Annotated in this window: 18 protein-coding genes and 1 pseudogene; 12 read left to right on the forward strand and 7 right to left on the reverse strand. The window is 60.4% G+C overall.

Annotated features, from left to right (window positions below; translation table 11 throughout):
- The first annotated feature begins 1 nt into the window (after window position 1).
- Complete coding sequence (locus LJ655_RS13995; RefSeq protein ID WP_230561828.1) at window positions 2-220, forward strand: DUF1289 domain-containing protein; 219 nt, start codon at window positions 2-4, stop codon at window positions 218-220.
- 45 nt (window positions 221-265) lie between these two features.
- Here LJ655_RS13995 and LJ655_RS14000 read toward each other — a convergent pair whose 3' ends face one another.
- Complete coding sequence (locus LJ655_RS14000; RefSeq protein ID WP_230561829.1) at window positions 266-790, reverse strand: hypothetical protein; 525 nt, start codon at window positions 788-790, stop codon at window positions 266-268.
- 200 nt (window positions 791-990) lie between these two features.
- On the opposite strand from LJ655_RS14000, the pseudogene LJ655_RS14005 reads away from it, so the two are divergent.
- Window positions 991-1,269: pseudogene (locus tag LJ655_RS14005) on the forward strand (copper-transporting ATPase); the annotation flags it as partial.
- 27 nt (window positions 1,270-1,296) lie between these two features.
- Here LJ655_RS14005 and LJ655_RS14010 read toward each other — a convergent pair.
- The 5 genes from LJ655_RS14010 to arsH form a co-directional block, all read right to left on the reverse strand.
- On the reverse strand, window positions 1,297-1,728 hold the full coding sequence (locus tag LJ655_RS14010) for a YeeE/YedE family protein (RefSeq protein WP_230561830.1): 432 nt from the start codon (window positions 1,726-1,728) through the stop codon (window positions 1,297-1,299).
- 1 nt (window position 1,729) lies between these two features.
- Window positions 1,730-2,164: a YeeE/YedE family protein gene (locus LJ655_RS14015; protein ID WP_230561831.1), complete on the reverse strand. Its 435-nt coding sequence runs from the start codon at window positions 2,162-2,164 to the stop codon at window positions 1,730-1,732.
- Window positions 2,158-2,496, reverse strand: a complete 339-nt coding sequence (locus LJ655_RS14020) for an ArsR/SmtB family transcription factor (protein WP_230561832.1) — start codon at window positions 2,494-2,496, stop codon at window positions 2,158-2,160. Before LJ655_RS14020 ends, LJ655_RS14015 begins: the two co-directional genes overlap by 7 nt.
- 510 nt (window positions 2,497-3,006) lie before the next feature.
- Window positions 3,007-3,345, reverse strand: coding sequence for an ArsR/SmtB family transcription factor (locus LJ655_RS14025; protein ID WP_230561833.1), 339 nt, complete (start codon window positions 3,343-3,345; stop codon window positions 3,007-3,009).
- Window positions 3,346-3,357: 12 nt separating this feature from the next.
- The gene (gene arsH, locus LJ655_RS14030) at window positions 3,358-4,044 is read right to left on the reverse strand and encodes an arsenical resistance protein ArsH (protein WP_230561919.1); all 687 of its coding nucleotides are present in this window, start codon (window positions 4,042-4,044) and stop codon (window positions 3,358-3,360) included.
- Window positions 4,045-4,373: 329 nt separating this feature from the next.
- On the opposite strand from arsH, the gene LJ655_RS14035 reads away from it, so the two are divergent.
- The 6 genes from LJ655_RS14035 (at window position 4,374) to LJ655_RS14060 (ending at window position 8,521) form a co-directional block, all read left to right on the forward strand.
- Window positions 4,374-5,123 (forward strand): DNA/RNA non-specific endonuclease, encoded by a 750-nt coding sequence (locus LJ655_RS14035; RefSeq protein WP_230561834.1) that lies wholly within the window; start codon window positions 4,374-4,376, stop codon window positions 5,121-5,123.
- Window positions 5,116-5,376, forward strand: a complete 261-nt coding sequence (locus LJ655_RS14040; RefSeq protein ID WP_230561835.1) for a hypothetical protein — start codon at window positions 5,116-5,118, stop codon at window positions 5,374-5,376. The genes LJ655_RS14035 and LJ655_RS14040 overlap by 8 nt, the downstream gene beginning before the upstream one ends.
- Before the next feature lie 194 nt (window positions 5,377-5,570).
- A complete protein-coding gene (locus LJ655_RS14045; protein ID WP_425605805.1) occupies window positions 5,571-6,803 on the forward strand; it encodes a SpoIIE family protein phosphatase in 1,233 nt (410 codons plus the stop codon).
- A 12-nt stretch (window positions 6,804-6,815) separates the two neighbouring features.
- On the forward strand, window positions 6,816-7,379 hold the full coding sequence (locus tag LJ655_RS14050; protein WP_230561837.1) for a SiaB family protein kinase: 564 nt from the start codon (window positions 6,816-6,818) through the stop codon (window positions 7,377-7,379).
- Between the two features lie 19 nt (window positions 7,380-7,398).
- Window positions 7,399-7,794 (forward strand): DUF1987 domain-containing protein, encoded by a 396-nt coding sequence (locus tag LJ655_RS14055; protein WP_230561838.1) that lies wholly within the window; start codon window positions 7,399-7,401, stop codon window positions 7,792-7,794.
- Between the two features lies 1 nt (window position 7,795).
- Complete coding sequence (locus tag LJ655_RS14060) at window positions 7,796-8,521, forward strand: GGDEF domain-containing protein (protein ID WP_230561839.1); 726 nt, start codon at window positions 7,796-7,798, stop codon at window positions 8,519-8,521.
- A gap of 109 nt (window positions 8,522-8,630) precedes the next feature.
- Here LJ655_RS14060 and LJ655_RS14065 read toward each other — a convergent pair whose 3' ends face one another.
- Entirely contained in the window at window positions 8,631-8,852 is a 222-nt protein-coding gene (locus LJ655_RS14065) for a hypothetical protein (RefSeq protein ID WP_230561840.1), read from the reverse strand.
- Window positions 8,853-8,879: 27 nt separating this feature from the next.
- On the opposite strand from LJ655_RS14065, the gene LJ655_RS14070 reads away from it, so the two are divergent.
- From LJ655_RS14070 to LJ655_RS14085, 4 genes are all read left to right on the forward strand, one after another.
- Window positions 8,880-10,655 carry a putative bifunctional diguanylate cyclase/phosphodiesterase gene (locus tag LJ655_RS14070; RefSeq protein WP_230561841.1) on the forward strand — a complete coding sequence of 592 codons (1,776 nt, stop codon included), beginning with the start codon at window positions 8,880-8,882 and terminating at the stop codon, window positions 10,653-10,655.
- A gap of 148 nt (window positions 10,656-10,803) precedes the next feature.
- Window positions 10,804-11,181, forward strand: a complete 378-nt coding sequence (locus LJ655_RS14075; protein WP_230561842.1) for a hypothetical protein — start codon at window positions 10,804-10,806, stop codon at window positions 11,179-11,181.
- A 240-nt stretch (window positions 11,182-11,421) separates the two neighbouring features.
- Entirely contained in the window at window positions 11,422-11,790 is a 369-nt protein-coding gene (locus LJ655_RS14080) for a hypothetical protein (RefSeq protein WP_230561843.1), read from the forward strand.
- Window positions 11,791-11,861: 71 nt separating this feature from the next.
- A complete protein-coding gene (locus LJ655_RS14085) occupies window positions 11,862-12,401 on the forward strand; it encodes an Mpo1 family 2-hydroxy fatty acid dioxygenase (protein WP_230561844.1) in 540 nt (179 codons plus the stop codon).
- Window positions 12,402-12,412 lie beyond the last annotated feature (11 nt).

A 12,412-nucleotide genomic window follows, 5' to 3' on the forward strand; every position in this document is an offset into this window, starting at 1 on the left:
CATGGCCGTCAAGTCTCCGTGCATCGATGTATGTGCCTTCGATGGCAAGAGCATATTGTGCGTCGGGTGCTTCCGCACTCTTGATGAGATTCGAGGGTGGAAGAAGATGGCCGACCACCGACGCCATCAGGTGATTAACGACCGGGCGCGGCGACAGGCCAGGCTGCAGCGCGAATCTCCAGCGTTACCGTCCGAGCAGCCGCGAACACCGGACACCTGAATCGATGGGGAGCACCGCCGCTTCATTCTGACCACTTTCGGCGGTCTACTGCGTTACGGCAGGCGGCGGGCCCATCCAGTACTGTTGCTGCCACATCATGTTGTTCATCATTTCCTGCTGCATCCGAAGGTACTGGTCAGTCATGTACTGGCGCCTCCTGATTTGTTCTGGCGTCAACTGGGAGTAGTACCCTCCCATGTGTCCCCAGCCGCCACCGCAACAACCAGAGTTGGCGCCGCCCATCATGCCGGGACCCATTCCACCATATCCCATCATCCCCGGTCCCCACATGCCGTGCATCACCGTCATTGCAGTTTGCATCGTGGCCAAGTGCTGCTGAAGCAGTTTCTGGCGTTCCTGCGGGTCCTGGGTCTTACGAATCTGTTCCATTTGCGCCTGCATCGTTTTCATCTGTTCCTGAAACTGAGCCAGACCTTTGTCGAATGCGGCAGTGTCTGGGTTCTGGGGCCTGGAAGTGCTGTGCGCACCAGCCAGATCCGTCGATGCGGCGAAAAGCGCGGGCGATGTCAGCGCCGTGCAAAATGCCATCGTGACAAGAATCCTCCTCATAGGGCCTCCTGGCGCAATGCGCAAGCCAATGATGCTGTAGCTTCTGACCAATATAAAACTACGCGCTTGTCGGCTGGCCGATTTGATATGTGTCAATGGACACCAATATTTGGATCAGCGTTTCTATAGTTCGTCAGAATCGCAGTGAGCCGGAATTCGGTGGCTGGAACACGGCACTGAGCATGTCTGGGAGCATTCACGGAACGGAGGTGGCCATGAATATCGCGCACGTCGTTATCGTCAAGGCAAACCTGCGCGGCATTGCACGCGCCCGTACGTTGAGCGTCGCCACGATAAAGAACATCCGCGAGAGCCTGTTCTTCGCATTTACATATAACGCCGTGGGGATTCCGCTGGCGGCCGGTGTGCTGTAGCCGTGGCTTGGTATTGTGTTCAGCCCGATTATCGCCAGTGCGGCAAGGGCGTTGAGTCCGGTTTCTGTCATCGGTAAGGCGTTGCGGCGACGGACCGCTCGATCAGCGGCGATCCGTTGCCGTCTACCCTGCTTACGCCCGTTGCACGCCCGATTTCGTCCGTTCGACGAGTTCGAAGACGGCCATACCCGCCACCATGGCTGCCACGAATCCAATCGCCTTGGGGTAGCCCGCACCGAGCGCGACCAGCGCGGGCCCCGGGCAGAAGCCGGCCAGGCCCCAACCGATACCGAAAGCAGCGCTACCAAGAGCAAGCCTCGGCGTAATCGCCGTGCTTGCCGGCAGTTGCACTGGCAGGCCTAGTAACGAGCGTTTGCGGCGTCTCGCGACGAAGAACGCAAGCGATGCCACGACGATGGCGCCGACCATCACGAAGGCGAGGGAGGGATCCCACCGACCGGCGATGTCGAGGAAGCCCAGAACCTTGGCCGGGTTGCTCATGCCCGAGACCATCAGGCCAAGGCCGAAAACCAGGCCCGCAAGCAATGCGGTGAGGATTGCCATATCAGCCTCCGATCAGGTGCCGTTGCACGAAAACAGTCAAAAATCCCGCGGCCATGAAGATCAGCGTGGCGACGAGCGAACGCACGGAGCCGCGCGAGAGGCCACACACGCCGTGGCCGCTGGTGCAGCCGCTGGCATAGCGGGTGCCGAGCCCCACCAGGAAACCAGCGACTAGCACGACGCTCCAGTTCGCCTCGATGTCTGCTACTGCCGGTTTGCCGAGCAGGCCCGCAATAACCGGGGCGCCGATGAGGCCAGCAACGAACGCGAAGCGCCAGCCGATATCGTTGCGCGGCAGACTCAACAGACCGCCGAAGATGCCGCTGATGCCGGCGATGCGCCCGTTGAACAGCACGAGCACGGCGGCCGCGAGGCCGATGATGAGTCCGCCGGTCAACGACAAACCGGGAGTGAAATGGGCGAGGTCAATCAGCATGATTCGTCCCCTGACGGGTTGGTACAGAACTGTCGATAAAGTACCGCCATGACGGCGAGCGCTTCTGAACTCGCCACCGAATAGAAGATGCTCTTGCCCTCGCGACGCGTGGCCACCAGGCCGTTTTCGCGAAGCACGCCCAACTGCTGGGACAGGGTCGGCTGCAGGATGCCGAGTTCACCCTCGAGCTCGCTTACAGACAACTCTCCTTGGGAGAGGCGGCACATCAGCAACAGGCGGTCCGGATTGGCGAGCACCTTGAGTAACGCGCAGGCGTTCGTCGCGGCGGCCCGCATGGCGGCAAGGTCGATCACTGAGTGAGATGGGTCCATGGGCTGTCGTTCAATTCACAGATTGCCAATATATTAAAACATATATTGTCGATCTGTGAATCGAATCAGTCTTCCAGCAAGGACGCTGTGCGGATTCAACAGGTCGTTCGCCCGTTCTATTTGCGCTGCCACGTAGATCTTGACGACATGGTCCATCACGTCAGCAGCGTGGAGGCGTTCGATGGAGCTGGGCTAGTGTCGAAACGCTGTTGAAGAACGGCTAACCCGAATAGGCGCGCTTCCGTCATTTCGCTCAGCCGTCGTTACTCACGCGGCGCATCCAGCAGCAGCCGGTCTTCTTCTCAATCACAACCGGAATAGAAGCAACCGGGGCGCAACAGGCGACAGAGGACGTCTGCCGGCTGTCGGCGCAGAACATGGGGATGCCGCCGAGCCTGTGATACGTTTCCCAAGGCATGCCCCGCCGGGTCCTGTGTCCAGTATGCTTCTATAGAAGCGCACGTTTTCATCAAGCTGCGGGACAATAACGTGCACGTGAAATCGCTTCGTTTACGCGTCCGCTTCGTTGACCGGGCAGCCGCATTGCTCTCCTTGCTCCGCCGCGCAGCAGTTTTCCATCAGGAAATCCATGAGCGTCAGCATGTGGTCATAGCTGGCGCAGTAGATGATGAACCGGCCCTGACTCTTGCCTTCGATGAGCCCCGCGTGCGCAAGCTCCTTCAGGTGGAACGACAGCGTGGGCGCAGGGAGTCCAAGCCTTTCAGCGATGGCGCCGGGACTCATGCCCGAGTGTCCGGCTGTCACCAGAAGGCGGAACACCGCGAGACGCGTCTCGTGCGCGAGCGCTGCGAGTGCCTTGACCGCCAGCTTCGAATCGAGGGTTGCCATCACTGTCCTCTATCAGTTACTTGCGTGCGCTTCCTTGCGGGAATGGTCGGCAATTGCCTGGGAAGCTGGGTCCGTCGCGGGGTCGAGCGGACGGCCGTCCTTCACCCGTTCGCTGTAACGGTTGACCAGATAGTCGGCACGGCCGCGGAGCAGCAGCGTGAACTTCACGAGTTCTTCCATCACGTCGACGAGTCGGTCGTAATAGGACGATGGTTTCATCCGCCCGTCCTCTTCGAACTCTTCGAACGCTTTGGCAACCGACGACTGATTGGGGATGGTGAACATACGCATCCAGCGTCCAAGCTGACGCAGCTGGTTCACCGAGTTGAACGACTGGGAACCACCGCTGACCTGCATGACAGCGAGCGTGCGCGCCTGCGTCGGGCGAATACCGCCGCTGACTAGCGGCAAGTGATCAATCTGCGTCTTGATCAGACCAGTAATGGTGCCGTGACGCTCCGGGCTGCACCACACGTGGCCTTCCGACCACTGCGACAGCTCGAGCAGTTCCTTCACCTTCGGATGGTTTTTCGCGTCGACATCGTCCGCATGCGGCAGACCGCGCGGGTCGAAAATCCGCGTTTCCGCCCCGAACCGCTGCAACAGCCGAGCGGCTTCCTCTATGAGCAGGCGCGAATAGGACCGCTCGCGCAGCGAACCGTACAGCAACAGAATCCTGACCGGTGACTGCCCCTCCATTCCAAGGCGCGCCGCGATATTGGTGTCGAAGTAATCTGTCTTCGCGGCCGGGAAGCTCTCTTCACCGTTGATTGTGCAAGCTGTCATCTCATTGACCTGCCATTTGCCAGTTCCAATTAAATAGAGGTGATTGAGCGATTCAACGCGCTTTGGGGCCTGCAGAATACGCCCGTCATCACACTCCTGAATCAGTATTCTATGACATTTCCAGTATTCTGGAAATGTCAATTAAGGGACGAGAGCCTGAAAAGCTGAGCACGATGCCGAAGCGCGAGGAGACCGCGGCCGCGACGCTATACTTTCGCCCCCAACCATCGAACCGCCGACATATGAAGAAGTGGCTTGCCTGTCTGTTATTCGCCGTCGCCGCTCATGCGAGCGCGGCGTCCTCCTGCACCCAGTTCACGCCGAATGCCCAATGGCCGGTGCTGGCCAATCAGAAGATGGCGCCGAAAACGCGCCTGCTTTGCTATAGCGATTTCGCGGTACTGCATTCGGGTATCACGCACGGTCCGCTTTGGTCGGCCGAGCATCTGACGCGCGAGCACATCGAAGAAGCGAAGGACATGGTGCGCACCAACAAGTTCTTCGAAGATGCGCGTCTGCCCGAAGGCGAAGGCGCGACACTCGCCGACTACAAGCGCAGCGGTTTCGACCGCGGCCATATGAGTCCAGCGGGTAATCGCTGGAACGATGAGGCGATGGCGCAATCGTTCTCGCTCGCGAACGTCGTGCCGCAAGACCGTCAGAACAATCAGCGATTGTGGGCACGCATCGAAACCGCGGTGCGCAAGATTGCGCTCGCCTACGACGACACATACGTCATCACCGGACCGCTATTCACCGGCCAGCAATTGCAGACGATTGGACCCTCGCGCGTGTTCGTCCCGACTCAGTTGTACAAGGTCGTTTATGTGCCGTCGCGGCAACTCGCATTCGCAGTCGTGGTTGATAATGTAGCGACCAACCGCTACGACATGCGCACGATTCACGAACTCGAAGCGATGTCGGGCATCCGTTTTCCGGGCATTCCGGATAACCTCAAGGACCAGCGCCCAGGAGGACTAAAAGGTGTTTAAGCCTTATTCGAACGATGATGACGTGCTCAACATTCAGGGCGACGCGCTCACGCTCAGCAACGGCAAAACGCGAGTCGTGCTAAACGGCACGCTCGAATTGACGCGCGATCAGCGCGGCCTGAAGGCGGCGCTCGCGCTCAAGGAAGCGCTCGATGCGATCGTCGCGAATCTGCAGGCGCAAGCGGATTTGCCAGCGAAGGTAAAGGACGAGCCCGACGAAAAACCAGGGGTCGCGCAGAACCCGTTCCAGTAATCAGGCTCGCCTGCGTTGCATTCGCGCAACCCGGCGAATCCTCGCCTTTTCCTCAAACCGGTCACGCAAACCTTTGCGTGACCGCCTGTTTTCCAATCTCACGCCAATCGAACGGATCGCCTTCCTTCTGTCACATGATGTTCATGGAGAAACCTTAGCGTGCGAGGTTTCTTCATACATAGACTGGCGTCGCCATGCATCCAGCGTTCTCGAGGTTTCACCGTTCTTCGGCACAGGGGAATCCACGCACTGCCGGAGATTTGTGCCAGGAAGTTCCATCGGTAGACGTCGAGGATCCCAACTCGGTGGTCATGGAGATCTTTTCAGCGCGCCGCGACATGCAGAGTCTGGCTGTGATCGACGATCACCGTCCCATCGGCCTGATCAACCGCGACATTTTCATGTCGCAAATGAGCCGGCCTTTCCATCGGGAGCTTTACGACAAGAAGAGCTGCATCGCGTTCATGGACAAGGAGCCGCTCATCGTCGATGCCGACGTGAGCATCGAAGCGCTAACGTTCAGGACTGTCGAGGCGGGAGAAAAGGCGCTCGTCGATGGTTTCATCGTGACGCGTGAAGGACGCTTCTCGGGCCTGGGCAGCGGTCTTCAGCTCATCAGCGCGGTAGCGGAAATGCAGGCCGAGAAGAACCGCCAGATCATGCAGAGCATCGAGTACGCCAGCGTGATACAGCGCGCCATGTTGCGCGCCTCGAGCGAAACGTTGTCGACAAAGCTGCACGACGCGGCGATGGTCTGGGAACCTCGCGACGTGGTCGGCGGCGACTTCTATCATTTCGCGGCGTTTCCTAGCGGCTGGTTTGGCGCCGTCGCCGATTGCACCGGGCACGGCGTTCCCGGCGCCTTCATGACCTTGCTTGCGTCGGCGTCGTTGTCGAAGGCGCTCGAACAGATCGGTCCGCGCGACCCGGCTGCCCTCCTCGGGGCCGTCAACCGGAACGTCAAGGGCCTGTTGGGACAAGTGAACGGTGCCGGCGAAGGTACTCAGTCCAACGACGGTCTGGATACAGCACTCTTCTGGTTCGATGCCACCGAGAGCGTCTTGCACTTTGCCGGCGCGAGGATCGCAATACACGTCCTGTCGCCCGAGGCCGCCGAGTTCGAAACCATCCGAGCCGACAGGATGGGCGTCGGTTATGTGGACAGCCGCGCCGACTATGCATGGAGCTTGCGCTCGATTCCGGTCACGGCGGGTAGCCTGCTGTTCATCTACACCGATGGACTCGCCGATCAGATCGGCGGCCCGCGCAACATTTCTTTTGGCCGGCGCCGTGCGCTCGACCTGATCGTCGAACACCGCGCCGAAACCCCGGCGACCATCTGCGAGCGCGTCCGGCTCGCGCTCGGACAATGGCAAGGCAGTCAACCCCGCCGTGACGACGTCACGCTCTTCTGTGCCCGCATTTAGTGAATTCCCCGAATGTCCCCACTACTCGAACAAGACAGCGCCTTTTTCGAACTCGCGCAGCGACGCAACGTGCTCTTTTATCACAAGGGCTACTTTTCCCATAACATCGTCGCATCCATGGGCGAGGTCGTGAAACTGCAGCTGGAAGTCGCGGGGGTGAACGGTCCTACCCGCCGCAAGCTCTTCTCATCCTTTATCGAGCTGTCGCAGAACATCGTTCATTACTCGGCGAATGCTTTGGAGCCCCGCGGCGAGGAGGCAGGCGCGATACGCGAGGGCGCGGTGTGCATCTCGAGGCACGGCGAGCATCACGTGATGCTGTGCGTGAATCCCATCGCGACTGCCGAGGTCGACGCTCTGCGCAGCAAGCTGGAACCCTTGCGCACCATGTCTCTTGAAGAAATCAAAGAGGCATACAAAGTGACCTTGCGTGCCGACGCTCCGAAAGACAGCAAGGGCGCAGGCCTCGGCTTCCTGACGATGGCGCGCGATGCGAGCGCGCCACTTGAATTCGCTTTTCATCCGCGTGCCGACGAACCCGAAACCACGCTGTTTTGCCTCATGGCCATCATCTGAGCAGGAGCGCGCAGGAACCATGGAAAACCTACACATCCCCGCGACGGCCACGTCGCCTGAAGTCGATTTTCGCTTCGACCAGCACGCGTTGTGGATCAAGGGTGAGTCCTACCCTGAAAACGCAGCCGCCTTTTACGCACCGATCATCGAGCAGATGCGCCAATACCTCGCCGTGAATGCCGGGGCGAAGATCACCATCGACGTCGCGCTCACGTACTTCAACAGCTCGAGCACCAAGATGCTGTTCAGCATCTTCGACGCGCTGGATCAGGCGGGGCAGTCCGGATGCCGCGTATTGATGAACTGGTATCGCGACGAGGAAGACGAAACCATTGCCGAATTCGGCGAAGAGCTGAAGGCCGACTTCCGCGCGATCGAGTTCACCGATCGTCCCATCACGCACCAGGGACAATAAGGTGCGCTCGACATCTTCCCGTCACATGCCCCCAGGGGACGCGCCCGATCTCTTCCAGAACGAAAGCCTGGCGCTGGAGAAGGCTCGCGCCATCCATTCGATCATCGATGCGGATGCCGCGGAGTATCGCCAGTCGTTGGGCGAACTGATCGACCACTTCCAGCGCCTGATGCGTGAAACACGGCGGCTGATCGGCCGTAGCGACCGCGCTGAACGCGAGATGCAGGCGCTGGCGCAGCAGTTGGCGTACCGCGCATCGCACGACGCGTTGACCGGCGTACTGAACCGAAGTGCGGTGATCGACCGGACCACCAGGATCTTGCGCACGACCAGCGCGGTCATGATCATCCTGGACATCGACGAGTTCAAGCGGATCAACGACGACTACGGTCACCCCACTGGAGACGCGGTCATTCTGGGTGTCGTCGATTGCCTGCGTAGAATCGTGGGCGAGCAAGGCTTCATCGGACGAGTGGGCGGCGAGGAGTTCACCGTGCTGCTGCCCGGTCATGATCCGGCGAGTGGCGCGCTTCTCGCCGAACGTATGCGGGAGGCGATCAGCGACTCTCTGGTCGTTGCGCCGGTCGATCGCCGCATCACCGCCAGCTTTGGCGCCAGCATCAACGAAATCGGAACCGGCTTCGACACCGCATATGGCCTCGCCGATGCGGCTCTTTACCGCGCCAAGCGAGGCGGGCGCAACCGCGTGGAATTTGCCGATCAATAGGCGGACAAGCAGACACACAAAGCGCGCCGTTACGAGGCAGACCCGAAGCCCACCGAGGCAAGTCATGCAGCCACCTGAACATTCACTATCCGGGCGGGCCGGATTTCGCTCACGCGGCGTCGACGCGAAGGGAGGCGCCTTGGGACGGGACGCAACGCGCAAAACCGGTACCGTCATAGCCGTGATTGCGATCCTCGCCGTTATTGCGACGAGTACCTTCCTCGCAATCCGCCAGAGCACCGAGCAGGACGGTTCGCTTCGGACGATCCAGGCTTCCGGGCGCCTGCGTCACGATCTCGACCAGGTTCAGCACGTCATGCTCGACGAGCATGCGACTCTCTACACTTCGATAGCAACGGTGCCATTCTATAAACGCGCCGGCTATCGCTTTCCGATGCTGGAGCTGCTCGCATTGACGCGGGATGCGCGCGCGAGTTGCAGCGAGAATCCGGAGTGCGTCTCGCGACTGTCGGACCTGGACGACATGATCGGCAAACTGAGCGAGCTGAGCTTCGGGCTTGCGCGCAGGACTGACGAACATCCTGGCAGCGTGGCGGTGGGCGACCCGCGACTCGAGGAAATCGACGCGTATTTCTACAGCGTCCTCGAACGGGTCGTCGACGTACGGCTTGCGGCCGACGCAAAGGTCGCCTCGGTCGTCAGCCAATCCTCCCTCGATGCGAAGTGGTTCACGCGCATGCTGTTGAGCTGCGGCGTCGCATCGGCCTTGCTGCTACTTTCCCTGATCCACTGGAATGGGCGGATTGGAGCGCAGCTTCGTCGCTCGCTCACGAGACTCGAGCATCAAGCCAGATACGATGCCTTGACCGATCTGCCGAACCGGGTAATGCTCGACGAACGTCTTTCGGAATCGCTCGTACGCGCAGCGGCTACACGCCAAAATGTGTCTGTCCTTTTCCTGGATCTCGATCGCTTCAAGGACGTCAACGATTCGCTTGGACACAGCGTTGGCGATCTGCTGCTACAGGCCGTCGCGCGCAGGCTTCAGCGTCTGCTGCACGCAACGGATTTCGTCGCGCGCTACGGGGGCGACGAATTCGTCGTCGTCGTCGAACGGGCCGACGCAAGGGAACTCACCGAGATGCTCGACAAGCTCATTCACGGGATGAGCGAGCCGTACAGCATCGGCGAGCACGAGCTTTACCTTGAAGCAAGCATCGGTGTCAGCACGTTTCCACAAGATGGAGCCAAGCCGGATCTGCTCATGCGAAATGCGGATGCGGCGTTGTTCGTGGCCAAATCGCGCGGGCGAAACGGATATCAGTACTACGAACCGGAACTGAGCCGGGCCGCAGCCGAGAAGTTGCGGCTCACGACGCGACTGCGGCGCGCAGCAAAAGCCGACGAGTTGTATCTGGCGTATCAGCCGCAGGTCGACATGCAAACCGGACGCATCGTCGGTGCCGAGGCGCTGTTACGGTGGCGCGACGAAGAGCTCGGTGAGGTCTCGCCGGCCGTCTTCATCCCGCTTGCTGAAGAAACCGGTCTGATCCAGAGCATCGGCGCGTGGGTATTGCGGCAGGCGTGCCTGCAGGCGAACGCATGGGTACGCTCAGGGCTTCCCCCTGTGCGCATATCGGTCAACGTTTCGCCACTTCAACTCGAGCGCGCGGACCTTCCTGGCGTGGTGCGCTCAGCGCTTCGGGATGCCGATTGGCCCGCCCAACTGCTGGAACTCGAAGTCACCGAGGGCACGTTGATGCGCAACGCGGAAGAAGCGCAACGAGCTTTTCGCGAACTGCGCGAGCTCGGTGTATCGATCGCCATCGACGACTTCGGCACGGGCTATTCGAGCCTGAGCTATTTGAAACGCTTCAGCGTCGACCGCATCAAGATCGATCGCGCGTTCGTTTGCGAAATCGGCAGAGACAAGGAACTCGAAGCGCTCTCTCTGGCGATCATCGCGATTGCTGAAACGCTGAGCTTCGATGTCATCGCCGAAGGCGTGGAGCTCGATGTCCAGCGCGAGTTTCTGGTCCGCCACGGATGCACGGTCGCTCAAGGGTTCCTGTTTAGCCCGCCGGTCTCGCCCGAGGCCTTGGCGCAAATTCTTGGAAAGACGGCGGTCGAGCCGTCAGTGAACGTGGCGCGCATCCGGGGGCTCGCATTTTGAGCTCCGACATGTATCCGCGCTGACGCACTAGTTACGTTTTGTCACCAGCGCAGCGTCAACTCCTGTATTCCGCTCTACGTTAAACCGGCAGCGCTGAAATAATTCAGCCGCGACAAACGAATCCACCGATTCAACCAGGAGTCACATCATGAAGACGCTTTTCGCCGCTGTTGCTTCCGCTCTGCTCGTGTCGACCGCATTTGCCCAAACGGCCGCGCCGGCCGCCGCCCAACCCGCGCAAGCCACGCAGATGCCGGCCGCCGGCCAGGCGAACCTGAAGGCGAGCACCGCGGTACAAGCCGACGCGACGAAGGACAGCGCGGCCACGGCGAAAGCGCCTGCCGAAGCCGCCAAGCAGAAGCACGTGAAAAAGGTTTCCGCCCACACGAAGAAGACCCACAAGTCCGCAAGCAAAAACGCCGTCGAAACGAGCGCCGTGAAGTCTAAAGCGCAGAGCGCGAAAGAGGCCAGCACGACCCCGGCGAAAGCCGACGGCGCGCAAACCGACACGACCAAGACGCAATAACACGTGATCGGTTCCGGCGCTGACCGGCCCTGCAGGTGCTGTTCAAATAAAAGTTGATCGAAGCCGGGTCGTGCCGTTCGGGAAGGCGAGTCTTGTGACTCGCCTTTTTTTCTGCGCGGCAAGTACTTGCCTACCGTATCTTTTTGCCGACAGATACGCGAATATTTGCACCGTCTTTACTCGCGGACGATTACTCTGGAATCGCTCCAATCCACCATCGCGTCGCACCAACGCCACATCATGGCTTTCACGCAATCGCTCGACGGGCTTTCGCCGCAACCGGCCGGCAAGCAGGCTCAAGGCAACAACGTCATTCCGTTTCCATCAGCGCGCGCGCTTCTGCTCGTGACGCTGCCGCATGCTCAGTTGCGCGCACTGCTTCATTCGCCGCTCGGCGTCTATGTCATCTCCACGGAAGCCGCGCGCGAAGAAGTCCGCGTGCAGCTCGACATCGCGCGCGAAGATCTCGACTTTACGTTGCACACGCTGCTCACGACGTTACCCGTCGGGACGATCGGCCCGTTGAGACGCCGCGTCAGCCGCAGCGCGCCAACCCATTCCATGAAAAACGCTCCGTCATGGATGGCGTTCGTGCGCGATAGTCGCTGATTGTCGGCTACCCGATGGTTTGAAAATCTTCTCTGCGCGATTATGCTGACTTTGAAACAGGAGCGGCATTGATGAGAACGCTGACCCAGCAACTGACGCAATACGCGGCCTACCACCGCGACCGGCGCAATATCGCCACGCACTTCGTTGGAATTCCGATGATCGTGCTGGCGCTGGCGGTGTTGCTGAGCCGCCTGTCGTTTGGCGCCGGGATGTTTCCCGTCACGTTGTCGCCCGCGTGGCTGTTGTTCGTCGCGGCGACTGTCTACTACCTTGCGCTCGACGTGCCCCTCGGCGTGGCGATGGCCTGCGTTTCGGCGCTATGCCTCACGTTCGGCGAGTGGATCGCCGCGCGGACTACGCTCGTATGGCTCGCGACCGGCATCGGGCTTTTCGTGGCCGGCTGGGTGTTCCAGTTCGTCGGTCACGTCGCTTACGAACATCGCAAGCCGGCCTTCGTCGACGACGTGATCGGCCTGTTGATCGGCCCGTTATTCGTGCTCGCCGAAGCGCTATTCGGAATCGGCTGGCGTCCCGAGCTTCGCGACGCGATCGAGGCGCAAGTGGGGCCGACGCGCATCAATCCGCAGCGGACGGAAGCGCATCGCTGAGCGAGCGCCGC

Origin of the sequence: Paraburkholderia translucens, from assembly GCF_020881035.1 — a bacterium.
Lineage (GTDB): Bacteria > Pseudomonadota > Gammaproteobacteria > Burkholderiales > Burkholderiaceae > Paraburkholderia > Paraburkholderia translucens.

Coding starts and splice junctions, on each gene's coding strand:
- LJ655_RS14045 (WP_425605805.1), top strand. CDS start 5,571: ATGCATCCAGCGTTCTCGAGGTTTCACCGTTCTTCGGCACAGGGGAAT.
- LJ655_RS14025 (WP_230561833.1), bottom strand. CDS start 3,345: ATGGCAACCCTCGATTCGAAGCTGGCGGTCAAGGCACTCGCAGCGCTC.
- LJ655_RS14000 (WP_230561829.1), bottom strand. CDS start 790: ATGAGGAGGATTCTTGTCACGATGGCATTTTGCACGGCGCTGACATCG.
- arsH (WP_230561919.1), bottom strand. CDS start 4,044: ATGGAGGGGCAGTCACCGGTCAGGATTCTGTTGCTGTACGGTTCGCTG.
- LJ655_RS14015 (WP_230561831.1), bottom strand. CDS start 2,164: ATGCTGATTGACCTCGCCCATTTCACTCCCGGTTTGTCGTTGACCGGC.
- LJ655_RS14080 (WP_230561843.1), top strand. CDS start 11,422: ATGGCTTTCACGCAATCGCTCGACGGGCTTTCGCCGCAACCGGCCGGC.
- LJ655_RS14085 (WP_230561844.1), top strand. CDS start 11,862: ATGAGAACGCTGACCCAGCAACTGACGCAATACGCGGCCTACCACCGC.
- LJ655_RS14020 (WP_230561832.1), bottom strand. CDS start 2,496: ATGGACCCATCTCACTCAGTGATCGACCTTGCCGCCATGCGGGCCGCC.
- LJ655_RS13995 (WP_230561828.1), top strand. CDS start 2: ATGGCCGTCAAGTCTCCGTGCATCGATGTATGTGCCTTCGATGGCAAG.
- LJ655_RS14050 (WP_230561837.1), top strand. CDS start 6,816: ATGTCCCCACTACTCGAACAAGACAGCGCCTTTTTCGAACTCGCGCAG.
- LJ655_RS14075 (WP_230561842.1), top strand. CDS start 10,804: ATGAAGACGCTTTTCGCCGCTGTTGCTTCCGCTCTGCTCGTGTCGACC.
- LJ655_RS14055 (WP_230561838.1), top strand. CDS start 7,399: ATGGAAAACCTACACATCCCCGCGACGGCCACGTCGCCTGAAGTCGAT.
- LJ655_RS14035 (WP_230561834.1), top strand. CDS start 4,374: ATGAAGAAGTGGCTTGCCTGTCTGTTATTCGCCGTCGCCGCTCATGCG.
- LJ655_RS14065 (WP_230561840.1), bottom strand. CDS start 8,852: ATGCTCGTCGAGCATGACGTGCTGAACCTGGTCGAGATCGTGACGCAG.
- LJ655_RS14010 (WP_230561830.1), bottom strand. CDS start 1,728: ATGGCAATCCTCACCGCATTGCTTGCGGGCCTGGTTTTCGGCCTTGGC.